This is a genomic window from Anaerospora hongkongensis (assembly GCF_004339805.1).
GTDB classification, from domain to species: domain Bacteria; phylum Bacillota; class Negativicutes; order Sporomusales; family DSM-15969; genus Anaerospora; species Anaerospora hongkongensis.
This window is the reverse complement of record NZ_SLUI01000003.1, coordinates 61,165-85,138: the sequence shown is the minus strand read 5'-3', so window position 1 is coordinate 85,138 and position 23,974 is coordinate 61,165. Positions and strand designations below refer to the sequence as shown.

Annotated in this window: 20 protein-coding genes; 2 read left to right on the top strand and 18 right to left on the bottom strand. The window is 49.7% G+C overall.

Features of this window, described 5'->3' with window-relative positions:
* Window positions 1–5: 5 nt before the first annotated feature.
* The 9 genes from EV210_RS05100 to EV210_RS05060 form a co-directional block, all read right to left on the bottom strand.
* Window positions 6–770, bottom strand: coding sequence for an XdhC family protein (locus EV210_RS05100; protein WP_243650444.1), 765 nt, complete (start codon window positions 768–770; stop codon window positions 6–8).
* Window positions 757–1,563: a selenium-dependent molybdenum cofactor biosynthesis protein YqeB gene (gene yqeB, locus EV210_RS05095; RefSeq protein ID WP_132076626.1), complete on the bottom strand. Its 807-nt coding sequence runs from the start codon at window positions 1,561–1,563 to the stop codon at window positions 757–759. Before yqeB ends, EV210_RS05100 begins: the two co-directional genes overlap by 14 nt.
* A gap of 63 nt (window positions 1,564–1,626) precedes the next feature.
* Window positions 1,627–2,985, bottom strand: a complete 1,359-nt coding sequence (locus EV210_RS05090) for an 8-oxoguanine deaminase (protein WP_132076623.1) — start codon at window positions 2,983–2,985, stop codon at window positions 1,627–1,629.
* 28 nt (window positions 2,986–3,013) lie between these two features.
* On the bottom strand, window positions 3,014–3,622 hold the full coding sequence (locus EV210_RS05085; RefSeq protein ID WP_132076620.1) for a nucleotidyltransferase family protein: 609 nt from the start codon (window positions 3,620–3,622) through the stop codon (window positions 3,014–3,016).
* The gene (gene yqeC / locus EV210_RS05080; protein ID WP_132076617.1) at window positions 3,619–4,383 is read right to left on the bottom strand and encodes a selenium cofactor biosynthesis protein YqeC; all 765 of its coding nucleotides are present in this window, start codon (window positions 4,381–4,383) and stop codon (window positions 3,619–3,621) included. Before yqeC ends, EV210_RS05085 begins: the two co-directional genes overlap by 4 nt.
* Before the next feature lie 108 nt (window positions 4,384–4,491).
* Window positions 4,492–5,820: a nucleobase:cation symporter-2 family protein gene (locus tag EV210_RS05075; RefSeq protein ID WP_132076614.1), complete on the bottom strand. Its 1,329-nt coding sequence runs from the start codon at window positions 5,818–5,820 to the stop codon at window positions 4,492–4,494.
* A 14-nt stretch (window positions 5,821–5,834) separates the two neighbouring features.
* Window positions 5,835–8,117 carry a xanthine dehydrogenase family protein molybdopterin-binding subunit gene (locus EV210_RS05070; RefSeq protein WP_132076611.1) on the bottom strand — a complete coding sequence of 761 codons (2,283 nt, stop codon included), beginning with the start codon at window positions 8,115–8,117 and terminating at the stop codon, window positions 5,835–5,837.
* 2 nt (window positions 8,118–8,119) lie between these two features.
* A complete protein-coding gene (locus EV210_RS05065; RefSeq protein WP_132076608.1) occupies window positions 8,120–8,569 on the bottom strand; it encodes a (2Fe-2S)-binding protein in 450 nt (149 codons plus the stop codon).
* A complete protein-coding gene (locus EV210_RS05060; protein WP_132076605.1) occupies window positions 8,560–9,357 on the bottom strand; it encodes an FAD binding domain-containing protein in 798 nt (265 codons plus the stop codon). The genes EV210_RS05065 and EV210_RS05060 overlap by 10 nt, the downstream gene beginning before the upstream one ends.
* A gap of 203 nt (window positions 9,358–9,560) precedes the next feature.
* On the opposite strand from EV210_RS05060, the gene queG reads away from it, so the two are divergent.
* Entirely contained in the window at window positions 9,561–10,463 is a 903-nt protein-coding gene (queG, locus tag EV210_RS05055; RefSeq protein WP_132076602.1) for a tRNA epoxyqueuosine(34) reductase QueG, read from the top strand.
* A gap of 88 nt (window positions 10,464–10,551) precedes the next feature.
* Here queG and EV210_RS05050 read toward each other — a convergent pair whose 3' ends face one another.
* From EV210_RS05050 to EV210_RS05030, 5 genes are all read right to left on the bottom strand, one after another.
* Window positions 10,552–11,343 (bottom strand): ATP-binding protein, encoded by a 792-nt coding sequence (locus EV210_RS05050; protein WP_132076599.1) that lies wholly within the window; start codon window positions 11,341–11,343, stop codon window positions 10,552–10,554.
* Entirely contained in the window at window positions 11,333–13,294 is a 1,962-nt protein-coding gene (cooS, locus tag EV210_RS05045; protein ID WP_132076596.1) for an anaerobic carbon-monoxide dehydrogenase catalytic subunit, read from the bottom strand. The genes EV210_RS05050 and cooS overlap by 11 nt, the downstream gene beginning before the upstream one ends.
* Window positions 13,295–13,401: 107 nt before the next feature.
* Window positions 13,402–14,064 (bottom strand): Crp/Fnr family transcriptional regulator, encoded by a 663-nt coding sequence (locus EV210_RS05040; RefSeq protein WP_132076593.1) that lies wholly within the window; start codon window positions 14,062–14,064, stop codon window positions 13,402–13,404.
* A gap of 79 nt (window positions 14,065–14,143) precedes the next feature.
* Window positions 14,144–15,271, bottom strand: a complete 1,128-nt coding sequence (locus EV210_RS05035) for an alanine dehydrogenase (RefSeq protein WP_132076590.1) — start codon at window positions 15,269–15,271, stop codon at window positions 14,144–14,146.
* Between the two features lie 44 nt (window positions 15,272–15,315).
* On the bottom strand, window positions 15,316–16,683 hold the full coding sequence (locus EV210_RS05030) for a sodium/glutamate symporter (protein ID WP_132076586.1): 1,368 nt from the start codon (window positions 16,681–16,683) through the stop codon (window positions 15,316–15,318).
* 225 nt (window positions 16,684–16,908) lie between these two features.
* Here EV210_RS05030 and EV210_RS05025 point away from each other — a divergent pair, with 225 nt between their 5' ends.
* A complete protein-coding gene (locus tag EV210_RS05025; RefSeq protein WP_132076583.1) occupies window positions 16,909–17,793 on the top strand; it encodes a MurR/RpiR family transcriptional regulator in 885 nt (294 codons plus the stop codon).
* Between the two features lie 77 nt (window positions 17,794–17,870).
* Here the strand turns inward: EV210_RS05025 and xdh are convergent, their stop codons facing one another.
* From xdh to EV210_RS05005, 4 genes are all read right to left on the bottom strand, one after another.
* Window positions 17,871–20,450 (bottom strand): selenium-dependent xanthine dehydrogenase, encoded by a 2,580-nt coding sequence (gene xdh / locus EV210_RS05020; RefSeq protein ID WP_243650443.1) that lies wholly within the window; start codon window positions 20,448–20,450, stop codon window positions 17,871–17,873.
* Window positions 20,451–20,463: 13 nt separating this feature from the next.
* The gene (hydA, locus tag EV210_RS05015; protein ID WP_132076580.1) at window positions 20,464–21,855 is read right to left on the bottom strand and encodes a dihydropyrimidinase; all 1,392 of its coding nucleotides are present in this window, start codon (window positions 21,853–21,855) and stop codon (window positions 20,464–20,466) included.
* Window positions 21,856–21,981: 126 nt separating this feature from the next.
* Window positions 21,982–22,932: a carbamate kinase gene (gene arcC / locus EV210_RS05010; RefSeq protein WP_132076577.1), complete on the bottom strand. Its 951-nt coding sequence runs from the start codon at window positions 22,930–22,932 to the stop codon at window positions 21,982–21,984.
* 2 nt (window positions 22,933–22,934) lie between these two features.
* Window positions 22,935–23,939, bottom strand: coding sequence for an ornithine carbamoyltransferase (locus tag EV210_RS05005; protein ID WP_132076574.1), 1,005 nt, complete (start codon window positions 23,937–23,939; stop codon window positions 22,935–22,937).
* Window positions 23,940–23,974: the final 35 nt, after the last annotated feature.

Sequence of the window (23,974 nt, the reverse complement as noted above, 5' to 3'; positions counted from 1 at the left end):
TTCTCTCACCTCCGTTTGCTGCTAAGCGGCATACAGCTGCCATTGCGATGCACCGCAATGATTTCAGCAACAATGCTTAAAGCAATTTCCTGGGGAGTCTGAGCACCGATATCCAATCCAATTGGCGCCTTTAGTTGAGCCAGTATCTCTGGCGCTGCGCCCTCTTCGATCATCATGTCCTTGATGCCGCTTACTCTGCGCTGGCTGCCGATCATCCCGGTATACGGCGCAGGGCACTTTAAAACGGCCCGGAGACAATCCAAATCATAACGATGTCCCCTGGTGACGATGATAATGGCGTCATAGATTGTCAAATCGATCCCAGCGAGCGCCGCTGAAAAGCTGTTGCAGATGACCTGATCGGCCTCCGGAAAACGGCCGTGGTTGGCAAAATCCGGCCGGTCATCTGCAACCGTTACCAGATAACCAACCATTGCCAGCATACCTACCAGCGGCTGGCTGATATGCCCGGCACCCAAGACCAGTGCACGGGGCTGAGCAGCCAGCCGGTCCCATAACAAACGGTATTTTCCCTCATACTCAATTGTTATGACAGCAGCCTGACGCCACGCCGTATTACGGATAAATTCCATAACAAGTCCGGTAAAAGTGCTGTCGAGTAATACTCCAGCCGGCTGCTCGCCTGCGGGAATTACCAGCATATCGCCTGCTAAGTCCCGGTCGCTATGCTCCGGCACTTCGATGATAGTCAGAATATCTGCCTGGCCAGCCTGTTTGGCAAGCTCCCGCAATTGTTCAAACCCGGTCATGCAATCTCTCCCCCTTTAGGCACAGCAGTGCCTCCAGCACTCCTCCACCAATCGCTCTGGCCTTATCGGAAATGGTATAACAATGTTCCTGGCGGCAGCGAGGATCAATATCACCAATTTTCATACCCTGATAAACCGGCAAGCCATCATAAAGCAGCCCGCGCAATACGCCGTCAATGGTGGCAGGTACAGCAACGCCATTTATCCTGGCAACCACTTCACCGGCCTTTACCATATCGCCAATAGCCCGCTCACTCTGGAAAATCCCCGCTGCCGGAGCCTTCAGCAGCCGTTCAATCGTATAACCGCATATATCACCGGGAATACCCGTATCCGCCTGTGCCGCCCCTTCATAGTACACCCGGCCCAGATTGTGCCCGCGTGCTGTTTCCACTACGGCATGCACATCCCTGCCGGCGGTAAATCCCGGACCGACACCAATGACAACCGGTGCAGCCTCCTCGGTTGTGCCTGTATTCTTTTTGGCAATAATGGCGTCAACAACTCCCCAGGGTGCTAAACGGCTAATGCATTCACCGTCACTATCCACGACTACCGGAATAACCCCTTCCGCCAAGGCTTGCCAAATTTGATTCTTGGGGACACGGCGGCCTGTTATCCCTTCGATCACGACTTCACCTTCAAACACGGCCTGGGCAAAAGCGATGGTCCGGCGAATAACCGTGGGCTGTGCCAATTCCGTGATCACTACATAGATGCCACTCTTACGGAGACGGTGAGCTATACCGGTAGCTAAATCGCCACCGCCTTTGATAACTACTAGATTATTCATAAACACCTCAGTCAACTGGTATCAAAATGAGATAATTATCTGCAAAGTGAGACAGCGTAAGCTTCAAATTCCTTTGACCAAAGTTTGCACAAGCTTATTGGCCTGCTGAACGATAGTAGACTCGTCAACGGTGCATAGTTCTCCGTTTTGCACCACGATTCTGCCGTTAACAATTGTATAGTCCACCGGACGGTTAACTCCAACCGTGCAAAGCAGCGCCTTTGCATCAAACTGCGTTCCCACAAACTCCAGCCGGTCGGTTCTGAGCAGAAACAAATCGGCTGCTTTGCCAACTTCAATGGAGCCGATATCTTCCCGGCCCAGCAAAGCAGCACCGCCTCGGGTAGCCAGCTTGAGCAGTTCATAACCACCCGGAGCTGTTGCACTGCCGGCCAGTCTATGCATCAGATAACAGGAGCGCAATTCTCCCAGCAGATTTGAGCAATCGTTGCTGGCACTGCCATCCACCGCCAGTCCGACCGGCACCCCCAGCTCCAGCATGCGGGGAAGCTGAGCAATTCCTGAAGAAAGCTTTTGGTTCGATACCGGACAATGGGCTACTCCGGTTCGTGTTTCCGCCAGAGTACGCAGTTCGTGCTCTGTAAAGTGTATCCCGTGTGCATACCACACATCCGCGCCAACCCAGCCTAAGCTCTCCATGTAGGCCAAAGGTCTAAGCCCTTTGGTCTCAAGACAGTATTGTTCCTCATCCGTTGTCTCAGCCAAATGTGTATGAAGCCGGACCTGCTTGGCACGGGCCAGCCTGGCAGTCTCGGTCATCAGCTCCTCCGTAACGCTGAACGGCGAACAGGGAGCCAGCACTACCTGACGCATCGAGCAGGGGCTGGTGTCATGATAAGTCTCAATCAGCCGTTCACTGTCAGACAGGATGACGGCAACACTTTGCACCAACTCGTCCGGCGGCAACCCACCGGCACTCCTGCCCCGGGACATGCTGCCCCGGGAAGCATGTAACCGGATACCTAACGCGGCAGCCGCCGCAAACTGCCTGTCAATAAACAGGTCTGACCTGTGCTGTGCAAATACATAATGATGGTCAAAACAAGTCGTACAGCCGTATTTCAGCAGTTCTCCCATGCCAGTCAGCGAACTGTAATAGATCATATCTTCTGTCAGTCCCTGCCAGATGGCATACAGCGTCCGCAGCCAATCAAACAGTTCCATATGCTGTACGGCAGGTAAATTGCGGGTAAAGGTTTGATATAAATGATGATGCGTGTTGACCAAGCCTGGATAAACCAGCATGTTTGTGGCGTCAATGACGGTATCCGCAGCCCAGTCCACCTCTCCTATTGCGGCAATGCGGTTGTTTTCAATCAGGATGTTCTGCCGCTCCAGAACACGGTCCTGATCATCTACCGTGACAATTGCCTGGGCATTCTTAATGAGTATACTTGTCACCCATTTTCCCCCTTTCCTCAACTGGCATCTATTTCTTATGCAAGTATTGTACCAATCTGAGGTATTCCTCCCAGGTATCGGTATCCCAAAAGGGGGCTTCCTCCTGCCATTCAACGACAGCCGCTGCCTGCGGATTGCTGCCGATAATCGCTCTCCCGCCTCTATCCCCGGTAAGCAACAGCAGCTCTGGCAGCCATGCCGAGCCGAACAAGACGGGACTACGGTATTGCATTTTATAGGACGGCACAACAATTTGTTGATTATCGGCCCCCTGGCTGAAACGCATTAGCAGTGCCTGCAGTAAATCGACCGAGATCAATGGCTGATCTCCGGGCAGAAACAGGATGCCATCCAAATCTCCCGGCAAATGGGTAATGGCTGTGGCAATCGAAGAAGCCTGCCCGCTCAGCCTTTCTGAATTATAGACAGTACGGATGCCGTATTGACTGCCCAGAGCAGTAAGCTCCTGCCGGGGCTCGCCAATTACGGCCACAGTCTCTGCAAAGGGAATTTGCCGGACAGTCGTGAAAACATGACCAAGTACCGGCTGATCCCCTAATGGCAGCAACAGCTTCTGCCGTCCCATGCGGCTGGCAGTACCTGCGGCCAGAATAGCGGCTCCTACGCGCGGCATCATACGTCATATACCTCCACAGGCTGCATATTCTCATCGTAGCCGGACGCAATGATGCACCGGCAGATATCGGAAGGCCAGCGGTGTAATTCCTGCAAAACGGCCTTAATCAAATTGCAGTTGACAGCTTCGGCACCTGCCAGTAAAAGTACTTTACGTCCCTGGCTGTTCTGGAAAATTCCCTGCCGATGCACGGCAAGTGCCACAAGATCGACAGGCTCAAGCCTTGTTCCCAAGGGCTTGTTCAACAACAAACTCACCTGCTCCGGCCGGTGAGCGACCGCTTCGTTTAACGGCTGCTCCAGTGCCTGCAGATTCAAAATCCCAACAGTTATGTCCGTCCCAGCAGGGACAATGGGTTCATATTCAGCCGGAGCCTTGACCAGCCTGCCCCGGGCTCCGTCCGCTTCTACCAGCAGCGTACAGGAAGGGTTGTCACCTGCCAGCTTATCCAGCCAGCCAGGCGGTAAACCCGTACACTTTTCTCCTGCCCGTGAGACAAACCATGCACCAATTTCACCTGACTGCAGCCGCCTGCCGATTTGTTTTGCCCCATCTTCATAGCTTGCAGCAATAACAGGGGTATACCGTTCCACTTGATGGTAATACATCTTGGTCGTCGTACTTAGTATTACCGGGAAATGACACGCTTGACCCTGTCTTGCCAACGACTGTACTAGAGAGGTTTTTCCGCCTGCTCCGGTACAGGCTAGTATTCCCGGCTGTTTCATCGGTATAGCTTCCCACAGATGCAAGAATATCACCTCGGTCTCCTATATAAAACGACAACCGCTTTTATACGGTTGTCGTTTTGTGCTTCTCTTCTTCTATTATTCCTTATTTCCCAATAGCTGTAAAGAAATTCCCGCAGATTACAGATAATGATTTTTTTCGATCTTAATTTCTGCAGTCTCTTGCGTACCATTTAAAATAACATTCAAAACGATGGCAGTTACACTGCCGGCGGTTATGCCGCTGTGCAGAATAACCTGGGCCCAGCTGGGGAAGTTGTGATAAAAATTTGGTACTGCCAGGGTAATCATGCCTACCCCTATGCTGACTGCCACAACCATAATATTATTAGTACCGTCAAACTGGACACGGGATAAGGTCTTAATGCCACTGGCTGCCACCATGCCGAACATGGCAACACCGGCACCGCCCAGCACAGCGACAGGAATAGCTGCGATCACGGCCGCTAGCTTAGGAAAGAGACCAAGGACCACCAGAATCACACCGGCAGCGGCTACGACAAAGCGGCTTTTTACCCGGGTAAGACCGACTAAACCGACGTTTTGGGCAAAGGCAGTATAGGGAAAGCTATTTAAAATACCACCTAAAATAGTGGAAAAACCATCTGCCCGCAAGCAGCGGGTCAGGTCATCCTGCGTAATCGGTTTATCAATAATTTCGCCGACTGCAATGCAGTCACCTGTAGTTTCTGTCATAACAACCAGCATAACCAGTACCATTGCGGCAATGGAGGCCAGATCAAAAGTCGGCAGACCAAAAGCAAACGGAGTCGTTACACCGATCCAGCCGGCAGTTGCTACCTGAGAGAAGTTAACCATACCAAACACTCCGGCAATAGCCGTGCCTGCAATCAAACCTAACAATACGGCAATGTTGCTTAAAAAACCGGTGAAAAAACGATAAAAGAATAATACCAGGATGAGGGTAATAAAGGCTAGCAGGATATAGGGGGCACTGGCAAAGTCCTTGGCTGCAGGATTGCCGCCGCCTGCCCAGCGCACCGCCACCGGCATGAGCGTAACACCGATAATCGTGATGATTGTTCCCGTTACTACCGGAGGGAAAAACCGGATTAAACGGCTAAAATACGGGCTGACCAGATATGTGACTAAACCGGCAACAATAATGGATCCGTAAATGCCTGTTAGTCCATGTGTTTTGCCAATGATAATCATTGGCGTAACGGCTGCAAAGGTTACACCCTGAATCATGGGGATTTTCACACCCATATTCCAGAAACCGATTGTTTGAATAATGGTGGCAATGCCGCAGGTAAACAAGTCGGCATTAATTAGATAGATTAACTGCTCTTTGGACAAGCCCAGTGCATTGGCGATGATCAGCGGTACAGCCACGGCTCCGGCATACATAGCCAGGACGTGCTGCAGACCATACGTGAACAGTTTTCCTAATGGCAGCATTTCATCAACAGGGTGTAATTTTTGCATTGCTGATTTCTCCTTTAACGTTTTATTGCCTGCATTGCAGTCAGTATTTTCTCGGACGTAATCGGCAGGCTGGTAATTCTAACGCCTACGGCATTATAAACAGCATGGGCAATAGCCGGCTGCGGCGTATTAATGACGACTTCACCTACTGATTTTGCACCGAATGGTCCCGTCGGCTCATAGCTTTCTTCAAAAGCAACCCGGACTCTGCCGATATCTTTACGGCAAGGAATCTTATACTGCATAAAGTTGCTGGTCTCCATCCGCCCTTTGGCGCTGTAACGAACATCTTCATACAATGCCATACCGATGCCCTGAACAATCCCGCCTTCTACCTGGATACGGGCGAGGTTAGGGTTAATAACCGTACCACAATCGACAACCGCCACATAGTCAATCAGCTCAACTTTGCCGGTTTCCTGATCAAGCTCTATTTCAGCAAAGCCGGCAATAAACGGCGGCGGCGATACCGGGCTGCCATAAGTGGCTTGTCCGGCCAGCTGCCGGCCTGACCCCATCACAAGCGACTGCGCCAGTTTAGCCAGTAATACTGTTTTTTCTCCGTCCAACGTTGCAAACACTTCACCGTCAAACTGCACCTGTTCCCGGTCAGCATCCAAAAACACGGCTGCTTGTTCCAGCAGTTTATTTTTTAAATCCTCTGCTGCCCGGACAACTGCCATTCCCGTTACATAGGTGGTACTGGAAGCATAGGAACCGGGATCATAGGGTGATATATCCGTATCGGCGGCGTGCACAATAATCGTATCCAGGGGCGTATTCAGCACTTCGGCCGCCATCTGGGCCAGAATGGTATCACTGCCTGTCCCCATATCGGTTGAACCGATAAGCAGCGTATAATTGCCGTCATCATTCAACCGTATTTCCGCCGAGGCAGTATCAATTCCGGCAATACCTGACCCCTGCATGGTCACGGACATACCGACGGCCCGCACTTTATTGCTGCTGATTTGCTGAGCAGGGTACTTCTCTTCCCAGCCGATCATCTTGCGGCCTGTCTCAATACACCGGTGCAATGCCGAACTGGCGAGGATTTTTCCCTGATTAAACAAGCTGGTTTCGCCTTCCTTAGTCAGGTTCTTCAGTCTGAATTCTGCCGGGTCCAGATTTAACTTATGTGCTGCCAGATTAACGGCCGATTCTACCGCAAAAATCCCCTGCGTAGCTCCATAGCCCCGCAAAGCCCCGCCAGGCATTTTATTGGTATACACCACATGACCTGTAAACCGGACAGCTGTTGTTTTGTTATATAACGGCAAGGTCTTTAGTCCCACTAAAGAAAACGTCGTAGGCGCATGCTCGCCATAAGCCCCTGTATCTGACAGGCCGTGAATATCAATAACGCGGATAAATCCTTTCTTGTCTGCTCCCAGGCGCACCTTGAGCCGCATAGCATGCCGGCTGGTAGTACAGCTGAACGTTTCTGTACGGTCATAGACAATCACGGCCGGTTTGCCTGTCTTCAACGTAACAATAGACGAAAACATTTCGACAGCCCCGGTCTGCTTGCCGCCAAACCCGCCGCCAATCCGCGGCTTAATAACCCGGATTCTGCTGGCAGGAATTTGCAGGGCACGGGCCAGCTGCCGCCTGACATGAAAAGGAATTTGCGTAGAACTGATCACAACCAGTCTTCCCATGTGATCGAGATAACTGAAAGAGCGGTATGTCTCCATCATCGCATGTGCCTGAGCCTGCGTATAATACGTCTCTTCCACAACAACATCGCATTTAGCCAGCTCGCCTTCGATGTCACCAAACTCGACATGATGGGTACAGGTAATATTTTTTTCTTTGTCCAGACCGATCGGAAAATTGCAGTGTAAATCATCTTCCGGATGGACGATCGATTGATGGCCTGTCGCTGTTTCGAAATCCAGCACCGGTTCCAAAATCTCATAGCTGACCTTGATCAATTTCATTGCTTTCAGAGCGGTTTTTTCATCTATAGCTGCAATGATCGCCACTTCATCGCCGACATAGCGCACAACCGGATCAAGTATCCGCCGGTCATAAGGCGATGGTTCGGGATAGGATTGTCCGGCCAGCGTAAACCGTGTTGTGGGGACATCTTTATAGGTCAGGATGCATTCCACACCAGGCAGTTTAGCAGCATTGGCAGTGTCAATTGCCGTAATGCGGGCAAACGCATGAGGACTGCGCAAAATTTTGACAACCAACGCATCTTTGGTAATTAAGTCTTCCGTATAAACAGGTTTACCGGTTGCGATTGGCAATGCATCCAGCTTGGGGACACTTTTCCCTATCATCTTCATGGTCAGGCTACCCCCAGATACTTTTTAATCGCTCTAAGCTGCCCCATATACCCTGTACAGCGGCAGAGGTTGCCCGTAAGGTAATGAATAATCTGTTCTTCCGTTGGTGCAGTCAATTCCCGCTTCATCGCCAGGACAGTCATGATGAATCCGGGACTGCAAAAACCGCATTGCTCGGCACCTTCTACGGCGAGAATTTGCGCAAACTCTTCGGCTTCCTGCTGAACGCCCTCAATGGTAACAAGCGATTTGCCATTTACCCTGAACGAGGGAACTGTACAGGATAAAGCGGGCTTACCGTCAATCCACACCGTACACAAACCACAGCAGGATGTGTCACAGCCTTTACGGATACTCATATAGCCCTGTGCCCGCAGCGTATCTGCCAGAAGATCATCTGCCGCTATATCATACGTTACTTTTTTTTCATTAATAGTTACGGTTATTTGCATGCTCCTACCTCCAGTATGGCCCGCCGGACCAGTGCCTGACAGACAGTTTTGCGATAATGGGCAGTAGCCCGGGTATTGGTCTCAAAGTGCAATTCTTCAGCAGCCACATTGGCGGCAAAGTCAATATTTTCTGGAGTTAAGCCGCCGGCTGTCAGTACTTCGGCCGCCCGCCGGGCAAATTTAGCCCGCCCCGGCCTTGCGCCAACAACAATTCGCCAATTGCCGTTAAGTTCGGAAACAGCGGCGTTCAACAATGGGAAATCACTGTGCGAATTGCGCAATTGCTGATAGGCTGCTTTTCTGGCACTTTTTTTGATAATGACTTTCGTTAAAATATCTTTTTTATATGGATTTTTTAAAAATGCCGCCAGCGGCAGCCGTCCGCCCATACATAATTGAACATCGGTATCCAGAGCTAGAAGCGGTGGCAGTAAATCCGAAAAACCATATTTAGAAAAAACTGATGCGCCAACGGTAACTATATTGCGAAATTGAACACCAATAACATGGCTGACAGCTTTTGCCACCGCACCGTTAAAATGCTGCTGCAGAATAGGGCTTGTTTCTACATCCCGGAAAGTTGCCATTGCCCCGATTTCAATTTCTGTGTCATTTTCCCGTATATAAGCCAAATCCAATTTTGACAAATCAACTGCTGTGGCAATACGCCGCGAACCAAGCCGTAAAAAAGCACAGCCACCCAGTACGGCATTATTCCGCTGGGCACTTAAAATTTGATAGGCTTCATCCAATGAAGTCGGCTGGGCCAGATTAAGCAGTGTAAACATCGTACTCCTCCTTGAGGCGATCTTGTAAGTCACTTTTGGATTGTAGCATAACTACTATTAATAAGTAAAATTAATATTACTAATTATCTTTATAAGTACAATTAATTTACATATTAATTGTACTCAGCTTAACAGTTTAGATAATTTGCTTAGACGGCAATAAAGCCTTATGATAGAAATAAGAACACTAAGCGGAGTTTTTCATGAAACAATTAGTCAAAGATTATTGTCTGTCCCTAGGCCTGGATTGTGTTGGTATTGCCCCACCCGGCCCTTACGAGGAATTGATTGACCGTCTGCAAAAGCGAATAGACCGGGGCCATAGTATCGAGTTTGATGAAAGCAATCTGCAAAAACGGGCCACGCCCCGCCAGCTGATGGCTGACGTACAGTCCATCATCGTTTGCCTGTTCCCGTACTATACCGGCCGCCAGCCAGGCGCAAATCTCTCCAAATACACCTATTCCCGGGATTATCACCTGGTGATCAAAGAAAAATTAGCCCAGCTGCACGCCTATCTCCAGTCACTTCAGCCGGACTTCCGCAGTCAGGCCTATGCCGATAACGGTCCGTTAGCCGACCGTTATCTTGCGTATCTTGCCGGCCTTGGCTTTTACGGCATAAACAGCTGCCTGATAACCGATAAATATGGCTCCTATTTTTTTATCGGCTACTTACTGACAAACTATCCTTTCCCTCCGGACAGTCCGCTTGACCGGGTTTGTCTGCAGTGCGGCCGTTGTCAGGCTGCCTGCCCCGGACAAATTATTCTGGGTGATTTTTCGATTGATCCGCGGGGCTGCAAGTCATACCTAACGCAAAAAAAAGCGCCCTTATCACCTGAGGAAACAGCGATTATCAGGAAAACACCGCTCATCTTCGGCTGCGATATCTGCCAGGACGTGTGCCCGCACAATCAAAATATCGCGTTCACTCCCTTAGCCGATTTTCAGCAGGATATTTCACCTGTCCTGCATGAGGACGAGCTTGCCCCCCTGTCGAACAAACAATTTCACCGCTTGTTTGGCCATCGTGCCTTCAGCTGGCGGGGCAAACAGGTCTTGCTGCGCAATCTGCGCATCACAGCTGGTCAGCAAGAAAGTTGAATTGCTTTGAGGACAGTTCTCCTTCGGCCCTTTCTCGTGACCCGATATACAAAAACAGGAGAGTGTTGCCCAGCAACACCCTCTGTTTCTATTTTTTCAGTTCTCCTCCTATATAGTCCAACGCTTTTTGCACTTCTGTCACGATCTCAGGACAAAGCTCATAAGGTGTCTTGCCTTGAAAATCAGCCTGAACAGCGGACGGAGCATAACCAATAGCGGCAATAAGCGGAAGAGGCAGCAGCGCTTCCTGCAAAGCGGCAACATGCTCAGGGGCCACTTTATTGGCAATAACGTAAACCCGCTCAATGCCTAAATCTGCTGCCAGCCTGGCGACATTCCGGGCAGTAGCCATGCTGCGCTGCCCGGGCTCTACAACTACCAGGAAAGCATCAACAGCCTGAGCCGTTCCACGCCCTAAATGCTCGATACCCGCTTCCATATCAACAATGACCGCTTCATCCCGCTCTATCAGCAAATGATTCAATAAGGTTTTAAGCAGCGTATTTTCAGCGCAGGCACAGCCGGAACCGCCTTTGCTGACATTGCCCATTTGCAGCAGCCTTACACCCTGGCGGCTGACAATATACTGCTCCGGTATATCACTGACCCGGGGATTGAGTGTAAACCATTGGCCGGGCTCGCCCGGTTCGGCACCTGTCCGCGCTTTGATCAGAGCCTTATCGTGGGCTATCGTGCGCACTGCCGCCAGTTCGGCAGGTGAAAACCCTAAGGCCATGCCCAGATTGGCGTCAGGATCGGCATCAACTGCCAGTACCTGGACACCCTGATCGGCTAACAGGCGGCAGAGAATACCGGATATGGTGGTTTTCCCTACACCGCCCTTACCGGACACGGCAATTTTTAAGCCCTTAACCGGCATGTTGACTCACCTCTCTTTGTGGTACAGGCAGCCCCAGTTCCGCTCTCTTCTGGTCAATCCGGTCAAGCAGTGTTTTTGCTGCCTGCAGCGGGTCAGGCTGATAAATCAATTTTCCGCCAAATACTTCATCCGTGGTTATGCCACCGGCTGACCGGTCATTACACAATACAGCGGTCACAAACGCTGAGCCGCCGATTTGCGGATTCACACCTACATGTACGTCAACTCCGCAGGCGATAAAGTAGGTACCAATTGACATCGCTTTCGGACTATGCGTTTCCGGACAGCTTCCTACCACCGGCAGCTGCCGGATTGCTACCCCCAGATAATCGGCTACGGCCTTCAGCAGATTGGCAGGGCGGGAATTATCCACACAGCTTCCCATGTGCAGTGCAGGCGGCAAGGCAGGCAATCCCGCTGCTTTGCCAAGGGTTATCAGCACATTGCGCAGTTCTGCCCCGCAGTAATCAAGCCCGCTGATATTCATCAGGCCATGCTTTCCCAGTGAATGAGCCGCACAGCCGGTAGTGACCACCAAAACGTTGTTGCGCAGCAATTCTTTTGCAACCGTAACATTACCGAAGTCTTGCTTTTCCCGGGGATTGGTACAGCCCACAAGCGCAGCGACTCCCCGGACAGCACCGCTTGCTATAGCATCAGCCAAGGGCTTTAAAGGCTGTTCGCCATCGAGCTTTGCCAATACTTCGATGATTTGTTCAACGGAAAAACCGGCATAGGCTTCCACCGTTTCTTCCGGGATCGCCACCCGGCTTGCGTCACGGCGGGTAAAGTTCTGAACAGCAAGACGGACAATTTGCTCTGCTGCATGATCTGCCGTCTCCGGATGAAATTCCACATGAGTAGCGCCGGGAATTTTTACGTCACCCATGGTTGTAATAATATTCGTATGGTAGCATTCGGCTACCTTCTGAATGCCCGGCATAATACACTGAATATCAACAACCATTGCCTCTACAGCTCCAGTGACGATAACCAATTCCTGCGAAGAAAAGCTGGAAGCTACCGGTACACCCTGGCGCATAAGCAGTTCATTACCTGTACAGCAGACACCGACTACATTAATTCCCTCGGCTCCCATTTTTTTAGCTTCCCCGTTCAGCCTGCCTGCCCATTCCACTATCTTCTCCGATAACATGGGCACATGACCATGGACGGCAATATTCACCATACGTGGCTGCAGGACACCCATACAATATTTAGATTTAACAGCCCTTGGCGTACCAAAAAGAATATCCTGCAAGTCAGAAGATAAATGAAGACCGGCAAAACCGTCAACTAACCCCATTGTAATAGCACCAAGCAGGAGATTGAGCGGATCGGCATCGCAGCCCATAGCTCCTCTCGTTACGGCCCGGGAGATTTCCAGATGAGCATTAACGGGTGTTAACCCCAGCTTATCCCACGTTTCCCGCGTCTTTCCCTGCGCTCTGATATCCACCCAGTTCATTGCACCTTGCTGCTTCTGAAAATCCTCCAAGGCCTTAAGAGCTACTTCCCTTGCTATCTCAGATGTCTCTCTATTTTCGGTGGCAATTCCTAGTTCACCGGCTATTACCAGCAGCTTATCGACATCTTTAATTGCAAACGGAGTTTTCCCTTCAGCCGTTGCCAGCAGTGCAAGAGCAACCTCCCGCCCATGTTCGGCATGGGGAGCCGTACCACTGACCAGGGCTGCCAGAAAATTGCGGGCTACGATGGTATCAACACCGGCTCCGCAAATGCCGCGCTGTGGTTCCCGTCCATTGGGCATAATCCGGCACGGCCCCTCCAGGCAAAGACGGCAGCATACTCCTGCTGAGCCAAATGTACATACGGGTGACATTTTTTGTGCCCGGTCAAAAGCGGTTTCCACAGATTCCTGCCGGGCTTTTCCTATTAACTGCTGCACACCGTTATCAATACTGATCTCCGCTGCTTCCCGTAATGCCATAGTACCCCCTCCTCAAAAAACAATAAAGTAATAGTAGTGACTACTATTACTTTATCATCAAGTGAACAGGATTACTGTCGGCAAGCAGACGTTTTTTAAATTTTCCGTCATTTCAGCGCTGTTGCTGTAAAAGCATTCAGGTCATGAATGACCACAATCTTTTTATCAATTTGAATAATCCCCTGCTTCTGCAGACCGTTAAAATAGGCACTGACTGTTTGGCGGGAACAGCCAATAAGGGTAGCAATTTCCTGATAGTTGAGTCCCAGATTCACACTTACTCCTGCCGCTGTTTGCGTCCCCTGCTGTTCAGCCGTTTCCGCGAGAAACTGGCTTAATCTTTCATTGACATCTTTGAAAGCCAGCTTTTCAATAATATTAAAGGTATTTTTTAAGGAATCCCCCAGGACTCCCGCTAGGCGAAAACTTAAATGCGGTACCTCCAATACCAGAAAACGAAAGGATTGAATCGGTACAAAAACTACTTCACATTCCTCCAGCGCCTTGCCGAAAGTCCGTGTGTGCCCGCTGAAAACATCGCCCTGCTCCAAAACAGTAACCGTAAATTCCTGTCCGTCAGGATGAATAACATAAACCCGCAGGCGGCCGCGTGCTAAAAAATAAATAAACTGCCTATGCTCGCCCGGCCGAAATACCGTTTCCCGTTTGCGAAAGACTTTGCGGGAACAATTGGTAAGATGATTCTCTATCTTAGTACCATCGATCTCAGCAAACAGCGGACTATCCTGAAATTCTGCAATCCTACGCATATGGGCCTCCTGCCTTCCTAACTCTTCCTTCTATTATACAAGGCCCTGCCGTTATACGTAAACTCTAAGCGTAAATCTGTTAAATACGGTCCAGATTATCACATTCCACCAGTTCCAATACCGTCTCCGGACTGTGACGCTCCCGGTTTTGAATGAGAGCTGTTTCTGCATGGGTCAAAACCCCTTTATAGGTGACCAGGCTGCGCCGTAAATAAGCATCCCTTCGGCAGGCCTCTTTTACTCCGCTATTTGCAATTGCTAGCAGGTGAGGCAGGACGACGGCAGCATAAGCACAGGATGTGGTATGCGGAACTGCACCGGGTATGTTATCAACCCCATAATGGACAACTCCGTCAACAATATAGGTAGGCTGATCATGACTAGTGGGCCGGTATGTCTCGACAGCACCGCCGACATCGGCGCTGATATCCACAATCACCGAACCCTTTTGCATCAATTTCAGCATATCCCGGGTTATTAAATGATCTGTTCGGTTTTTGGGCCATTTCACACAGTTAATGATCAGATCAGTAGTCGGCAACAGATCGGCGATGTTTCGGGAATTAGAAAAAGCGGTATGAACATTTTTCGGAAAAATAGCACCACATTGACGCAATATCCCGATATTAATATCCATGAGTGTGACTTTGGCCCCAAGTGAAGCCAGAATATCAACTGCTCCCCTGCCGACAACTCCCGCTCCCAGTACAATGGCATTAATGCCGGGCGCACCGCCGATACCGCTGACCAGCTTCCCACAGCCGCCATACAGGGTCGTTAAGCATACTGCCCCCATAATTGCTCCCAGTTTTCCCGCGACCTCGCAATTAGGAGAACCGTAGCGGTGACTGTCCTCCGCCGCAAAGCCGATGATCTTTGCCGCCAGCATGGCATCTACTTCCTCCCGGTTGGCAGCAGGATGAAAACAGGCCAGCATGATCTGGTTTTCCCGAATCAGCGGATACTCTTCCGGAAAAAGCTCTTTTACTTTTGCTACTAATTCACTTTCGCCATATATTTCTTCCATGCTCTCCCGGATCTGAGCTCCGGCACTGACGTATTCCTCATTGGAAAAACCGGCTAAGGTGCCTGCATCTTTCTGCACCAGTACGGTATGACCATTTCGGCAAAACTCCGTTACACCTGCCGGAGTCACGATGACTCGCGCCTCACCGTGCTTGTTTTCTTTTAACACTCCCAGTATCATGTTGCTTCCCCCTTTTTCCGTCATCCCTTCACAGCCTCAGCTGATTAAAGGTCTATTCCCCTCCGAATTAAGGGCCGGTCTGCATACCACCACTTCATTATCCTGGCAAGAAAGAAAAAGAACAGCAAATAAGCAAATGCAAAGCTTAAGAACGTTCCGATCTGTCCGGTGGATAACAGGATTGGACCAAAGGTGATAACCATAATATCCACCGGAGATGTTAAAGGCGCACAAATAGCCGTATCCTCAAACGTTTTTGATTTTCTGTCAGGATCAACAATCCGGGAAAGGATAAAGCTGTTGGCATATACACCGGTCAAATAGCCAAATACGAACATACCCCGCTCGAACCAGTCCTTATTGTTCATCCGGGGAGCAAGGAACAAAAACGATCCGATAATCAGGACCATGCCGAATAACAGCAGCGTTGCCAAAGGTAAAGCATACTTAATAATAATAGACAGCTTAATTGCCGTAACGCCGAAAAAAATTAAATAATCAGAGGCACAGCCTGCGATGCTGGAGGTGATTTTAAAATCGATATATTTTTTGGCCCCGCCTTTCTCCAGCAGAACAGAAAACAGTAAGGCGACTAAAAAGGCGCACGAGAAAGAGGGAATACCAAGGTCATAGAGCTTCGAAATATACCCGGCCAGCATATACCCCAGCCCGGCAGGCAGCAGCAAGAATGCCATATGCCAGGCTAATGAGTCCAGACTAATCTCAGAAATTGTTTCCTGCCCCATACTCTCCCGCTTTTCAGGCGGTATCAGGCCGGTTTGCAATTCCTTGGGCAGATCACCAAAATCGGTAATGTAATTGGTAATCCCTTTTTTGGTAGCCCATTTGATGAGCAGCATGCCGCCAAAAATACCGGTCAAAATGCCTACTGTAGCAGATGTAATGCCGAGGTCAGTTGCATCCGCCCAGCCGTATTTGGCAAAAGTAGAGCCGATTGCGGCCGCAGTTCCGGGACCGCCTGCCCAGCCGGCGCCGAGCAGAAAACCAAAGCCAGGGTGTAAGTCTGAAAATACCTGGCTCATTACATATAAGGAAAATAGAATTGGCAGTGTATATTGCAGCATGTAAGAGGATTCGCGGAAGCAAAGGTAGCTTCCGATGCGCTCAACATCCTCTTTCCAGCCTTTCGTCGACATATGTAAGCCCCGGATTCCCATTGACACAAACACAACAATAATTAATAATCCTGAGTAAGAGCCAACCTGATTCGAAAAGGGAACTACATTCAGTACACTGGGCCCACAAACAAAGCCAAGCAAGCCGGCTATTAAGCTGGCAGGCATAAAAAACTCCTGAAAAATTTTAACCTTAGCCCGCAGCAGTTGACCGACTAAAATAAATCCGCTGGCAAAAGCCACATCCATAAGCAGACTGTAAACATTGTATGCCATGCTCTTTCTCCCCCTTCCGTTTTGACCTGTTTACGCCGTGCGTGGCCTAAGCCCATCCCCCCTTTCGCTAACCGCTCCTGGATGATTTACCACAGTATATGAATGTTGTCATTTATCCATTAATAATTTTTTTGTAGTTATTCCTACAATTTTTGTTCTAGCAGCAGCCTGCCTGTCTTATACTGTACAGAAAAGGTTTAGGGGGAAAGCGCGGTGTCATAACATATGAAACAAGCAATAACAGTAACAAACAAAGACGCCTTCATCCAGCTTATCCAGTCTAAGCAAGAGGGATTTACAAGCGTCTACCGGAAACTGGCCAATTACGTGCTTGCCAATTTTGTAGATGTGGCCTTTATGACGGCCCAACAATGGGCGCTGGAGGTGGACACTTCCGAGGTCTCGGTTATCCGCTTTGTCCGCTTTCTCGGTTACAGGGGCTTCACCGATTTTTCCGATAATATGAAGCAGATTATCCGCAATGAAATGACGATGACCAAATATGCCGAAATCTCGGTTAAGGCAGGGCGCAGCGGTACAGATATTTTAATGGATATTATCAAAGCGGAGGAACGAAACTTTAATGAGCTGATTGCCAAGTATTCACCGGAAGTTATGTCCGGTATTATCGAGCTGCTGGGCAAGACTGACCGGATCATTGTTGTCGGCTTACGTTCGTCGGCAGCGTTAAGCGACTACTGCAGCTATATGCTGATTCGCGCCTTAGCCAAAGAGGTAATCACCATCAATGCCGGCGGCGTCCATACCTTTGATTCCCTGCTGCCCTGGCTGGATAAAGAAGCTGCCGTCATTGCCTTTGGCTATCCCCGTTATCCGGCGAGGACAATCGAAACTGTCGAGCATTTGAAAGCGCTTAACTGGCCGGTTATTGCCATAACGAATGATGAACTGTCGCCCCTTGTCCCGCTGTCTGACTACGTAATTTTTGCTCCTGCTCATTCGGTTGCCTTTACCGACTCAATGGGAGCGGCAGCGGTAGTCATTAATACCATGATCGTCGAATACATTAACAAGTTTCATGATCAATCACTGGATAGAATTAAGCGGTTTGAAGCGCTGGCGAAAGAAAAGCAATACTATTGGAAATAGTTAATAAGAAAGGCACCTCACGCGCGTTACGTGAGGTGCCTTTAACTTATATAGATGCCCTATTATCCTTTTGCTCCCTATTTCTTGCTCTTCCGGTAAAAAGTATTTTCCAGCGGCAGCTTGGTGCGAAATACTCCATCTAATTTGTAATACGCTCCCTGACAGGCCGGAGCAGTGGGAACGGTAGCCAGTTCGCCTACCCCTTTCGCCCCGTTGGCAAATCTCCCATATTTCTCTGTTGTCAGCATAATAACATCGATCTGCGGAGCCTCGGTTGCACGAAATAAGCCAAGCGTTCCATATTTTGCCTGAGGGTAACCGCCGACTAAGGGATAATCCTCTGTCAGGCCATATCCCAGCCCCATCACTACCCCGCCCTCAATCTGCCCTGCCGCCGACTTCGGATTGACAACCTTCCCCAGATCCTGGGCAACAGTAACGCGTATCACTTTTCCCTGTTCATCCAGTTCGACCACCTGCGCAGCATAGCCGTAGGCGACATGGCTCACAGGGAATTCTTTTTCACTTCTCATCGGGTCCGTTTCTGTCATATACTCCGCATAGAACTCCCGCCCATCCAACTCCTCAAGAGTTTTGCCCTGTGACAGCTCTGCTTTTATCAGTCTTGCAACTCTTGTCACGGCCTCGCCTGTTACCAGCGTTTGGCGGGAGGCAGTAGTTGTTCCCGCATTTGGAGTGCGAAACGTATCAGGAGGCTCTACAATTACCTTTTCCGGTGTTATTCCCGAAGTCTCACAAAACATTTGCAGAATAATAGTAGCCATTCCCTGTCCAATGCAGGCTGCACTGGAGCGAATATGGGCAATTCCTTTTTCAATGGAAACCTTGCACCGGCTGGTATCAGGAATACCTACTCCAAGACCGGCATTTTTAAAGCAAGAAGCAATACCAGCATAGGGTGCTTTTTCATACACTTCTTTTACTGCTTCAAGGCAGTTGGCAATACCGGTAGTCTCATCGGCAATCTGTCCATTCGGTAGAACCTGACCGGGGCGAACCGCATTGCGGTAGCGAATTTCCCAGGGAGAAATCCCTACTTTGGCCGCAAGCAAATTCAGGCTGCTTTCCATCGCAAAGGCAGACTGGGTAACGCCAAAGCCCCGAAAGGCTCCTCCCGGTGGGTTATTGGTGTATACCGTTCTGCCAACAACATGAAAGTCCTGAAAGTTGTATGGCCCGCCCGCATGAGTACACGCCCGCTGCAGTACAGGACCGGCAAGAGAAGCATAGGCACCGCAATCAGACAGGATAGTAAATTTGGCTCCCAGAATCTTACCGTTTTCATCGCAGCCCACTGTACAGTCGATTTCCATGGCATGACGCTTGGGATGGATAAGAATACTCTCTTGGCGGGAGAATTTAATTTTAACCGGTTTCTTGATCAGCCAGGCCGCTAATGCAGCATGATGCTGCACGCTCATATCCTCTTTGCCACCAAAACCACCGCCTACCAAACAGGAATGAACGTGCACCTTTTCGTCGCGCAGGCCTAAAAGCCTGGATATCTCATGCTGTTCGTCATACACACTCTGTCCGCCGGAATACACAAGAACACCATCATCTCCTTCCGGCATCGCAAGAGCACATTCAGGCTCCATAAAAGCATGCTCCGTAAAAGGCATGGAATAATGCTCGCGAACAACGTGCTTTGCTTTGCTGATCGCTGCATCGGCATTGCCGCGGTTTAAAATTTCTTCCCTAAGCAAATTGCCCTTGGCATGAATCAGCGGAGCATCCGCAGCAAGTCCCTGCTCCGGCGATGTAACCGGAGGCAGTTCTTCATAATCTACCTCAATCAGGCTTAATACTTCATCAAGTGCTTCTTTCGTGCGGGTGACCGCAATAGCCAGCGAATCGCCTACATACCGGGTTTCCAGCCCAACTGCAATCAGCGCATCCCAATCCTGTATAAGATGACCGCACTTGACCTGACCTGGAATATCTTCCGCTGTAATAATCCTCACTGCATCAGGATGAGCCTCCGCCCGTTCGGTGCGAATCGCTTTCACCAGCGCTCTTGGATATTTCGTACGCAGTGCTTTCCCATACAACATCCCTTCTACAACCATATCATCTACATAAATACCGGTTCCCAACGTTTTTTCTACCGCATCGATGCGAAAAACATTTTCACCCAGCTTTCCTGTAAACACCGGAGCAGGAACTTCTTTATTTTCCCGAAAAAATTCTGCTGCCGACAAAATAGCGTCTTCAATCTTCACATAGCCAGTACAGCGGCAGATATTGCCACGCAGCGCCTTTTTAATTTCTTCCCTGGTCGGAGTAAGATTGGTACTTAAGAGACCTTTTGCACTCATTACCATACCTGGGATACAGAAGCCGCACTGTACCGCACCGGCCTCAGCAAAGCAATACGCATAGACCTCTTTCTCTCTTACAGACAATCCTTCAGCAGTAATAATCTGCTTGCCCTCCAGCTTCCCCAAAGTGAAGAGGCAGGCCCGGGTTGCTTTTCCATCTATTAACACTGTACAAGTACCGCAGGCTCCTGCACTGCAGCCGTCCTTAGCAGAGGTCAGCCGCAGATCGTCGCGCAGAAAGTCCAGCAATTTCTTGGTATCTTTTGTTGTACGAATCTCTTGTGTATTTACAAAAAAAGTAGCTATAATACTCACCCCCTTATTTGCTTTACAATATCCCTGTTCGAAATGGGCTGCGCTGCAGATATTGGCCGTCAGCCTGAGAAGCGATCAATTGTCCTTCGCCAGCTGCTAAACGCCCTCGTAAATAGACATATTTCGCCCGCCCTTTTTGAACAAAGCCCTCAAACGGTGAATAGTCGACACGTTGTGCTTGGGTTTGAGCCGAAATGATGCCTTCATAGCACGGATCCCATACAGTAATGTCGGCATCACTGCCTACGGCAATTGTCCCTTTCCGGGGGTAAAGACCAAAAACCTTGGCCGCATTGGTAGCCGTAAGCGCCACAAATTGATTCAAATTTATCCGTCCACCGGCAACCCCATAGGTGTATAACAGGCTCAGCCTTGTCTCAACTCCCGGCATGCCGTTGGGAATTTTGCTAAAGTCATGGAGTCCCAGGTCTTTCTGTCCCGAAAAATGAAACGAACAATGGTCGGTTGCCACTGTATCAAGCATATGGTTGGTCAATCCCTGCCAAAGAACCGGCTGATTAGCCCTGTTTCTGAGCGGTGGTGAAATTACATATTTGGCACTTTCAAAACCGGCTTGCTCATAATAGGATTCGTCCAGCAGCAAATACTGCGGGCAGGTTTCGGCATATACGGGCAATCCTGCCCGTTTCGCTTCCTCTACTGCCGTCAGTGCTCCCGCGCAGGTAAGATGAACAACATATAACGGGGCATCAGCCATTTTGGCCAGTAAAATCGCCCGTCTTGTTGCCTCCTCCTCTACGAGAGCAGGGCGGGAAACAGCGTGATAACGCGGTTCAGTTCGCCCCTGGCCGATTGACTGCCGCACCAGTGTATCAATAACATCGCCATTCTCACAATGCAGGCACAGAATGGCCCCGCAGCCGGCAGCTGCGCGAAAAGCGGATAACAAGGCACCATCATCGACTTGCAGGACATTTTTATAGGCCATATATAATTTGAACGACGATATACCGTGTTCCTCAACCAGTTCTTTCATTTCCCGGGCAATTGTATCATTCCAATCGGTAATCGCCATATGAAAGCCATAATCGGTATAACAATTGTCGCGAGCTAAAGCATGCCAATTCGTTAACCCAGTTGCCAGTGATTCCCCTTTAAACTGAGTGGCATAATCAATAATCGTGGTTGTGCCTCCAATAAGTGCCGCCTTACTGCCGCTGGCAAAGCTGTCGGCAGTACGCATATCGCCAATGGGCAGGTCAAAATGAGTATGAGGATCAATGCCGCCGGGAAACAAGTAGCAGCCGGCCACATTCACCGGTTCATCACCATCTTGGGCAATGTTCCGTCCGATAGCCGTTATCTTCTCCCCTTCCAGGCGTACATCTGCAGGATAGGTATCGGCGGCAGTAACAACAATGCCGCCTGTTAATAAAATGCCCATTGCTTCCACTCCTCTGCTTAAAAGAAAAGCAGCATGAACCGGCCTCCCTGCCAACCATGTGAAACTTTCATGGTTACTTAACGGGGAATGGCCGGCATCATGCTGCTCTGCATCATAACTATACTTTTATGGATATACGTGAGTTCCGGTTCTGCCCGCAACTGCTTCTTCTAATGATTCCGGATTGGTGATAATGGCTTTCTTGCCGCCCTTTTCCAGGAAGCTGATGACTGCCAGTATTTTCGGAAGCATGCTGCCTGGAGCAAAATGATCTTCCTCAACATATTGCCTTAATTCGGCAAGCGTTATTTCGTCAAGTGCCTTTTCATTTTCCTTACCGTAGTTAAGATAGACTTTAGGAACTCCGGTAGAAATGATCAGCAAATCGGCACTGATTTCAGCCGCCAGCAGGCTGGAGGCAAAATCCTTATCAATAACGGCATCGATCCCTTTTACCGAGCCGTTCGCCTGTTTGACAACAGGAATACCGCCGCCGCCCGCACCAATTACACAATAGCCTTCCCGGATAAGCAATTTAATAACGTCTTTTTCCAGAATCTCCTGCGGAAGTGGTGATGCGACCAAACGGCGAAACCCTCGTCCGGCATCATTAACCAGCGTCCAGTCGGGATGCTGTTCCTGCAGAATTTGGGCCTGCTCCTGGGTATAAAAGGAGCCAATCGGCTTCGTGGGCTTCTGAAACGCCGGGTCCTCCGGCGATACTGCCACCTGCGTAACAACGGTGACAGCTGATTTTGCAAGACCTCTGTTTTTAAACTCATTATCCATGGCCTGTTGAATCTGGTACCCGATGGCACCTTGTGTATCAGCACCGCAACTGACTAGCGGAACATGGTGCATTCCGGCCACTTCACTCGCAATTTCGGATCGGCGCAGGATAAAACCAACCTGCGGCCCATTGCCATGCGTAATGATGACCTCGTATCCCTGCACAATCATGCCGGCAATATGCTTTGCCGTTTCGCAGACGGCATCATATTGATCCTCTACCGTCTGTCGGTCATTGTCGCGGATGAGCGAATTGCCGCCTATCGCTACAACAGCCAGCTTTTTCACAGTTATCTACCACCCATTAACAGAGTCATAACACCCTTGGCAGTATGCAACCGATTCTCTGCTTCATCATATACGATGGAGTGTGGGCCGTCAATAACCGAGTTTTCCACTTCGTTATTGCGGTCTGCCGGCAAGGCGTGCATATACATAACATCTTTGTCAGCGGTCGCCATTTTTGCTTCGGTGCATTTCCAGCTGCGCTGTGCCATCAGCTTGTCGTCTACTACCTTAGAAGCACCGGTAGTCGTCAGGCCGGTCTGATCGTTAACCCAGCTTCCCCAGTTTTTCGGAATAACAATATGAGCACCTTCATAGGCTTCTTCTTCATTATTCGTAACGGTAACCGTTCCGCCGTATTTGGCTGCATTGGCGCGAGCCTTTTCGATAACCCAGTCAGGCAGTTCCCAACCTTTGGGATGAGCAAGAACAACGTCCATGCCGTAGCGGGGGAACAACAGCAGCTGCGTTACAGGAACGGAAATTGGTTTTTTATGACTTTCGGCATAAGCCCAGATAATCGAGACTTTAACCCGTTTGAGGTCACCGATTTTTTCTTTCATGGTCATAAGGTCAGCCAGCCCCTGCATGGGATGGTATAAATCGCATTGCAGGTTCATAATCGGCACAGTAGCGTATTTGGCCATTTCTCTTAAGTATTTATTGCCGATACCCCAGTTGCAATAGCGGCAGGCAATGCCGTGGCCAAAGCGAGACAGGATAATTGCGGTGTCCTTCTCGGTTTCACCATGCGATACCTGCATGGTGGAGCCATCCAGGAAGCCGGCGTGTCCGCCCAGCTGGGCCAGCCCTGCTTCCATCGAATTACGGGTACGGGTGGATTGCTCAAAGAAAATCAGAAAAGTAGTTTGGTTTTGCAGATAGGGAGTGGCAACACCCATAGCAAATTTCTTTTTCAGATCCATAGAAACGTCAATCATTGTGTCGACTTCTTCTTTTGTGAAGTCTTCCAAATCAATAAAATGTTTTCCCCGGAAAATAGTTTGCATCGTAATATCCTCCTCTAATTTTCCTATGCGTTAAG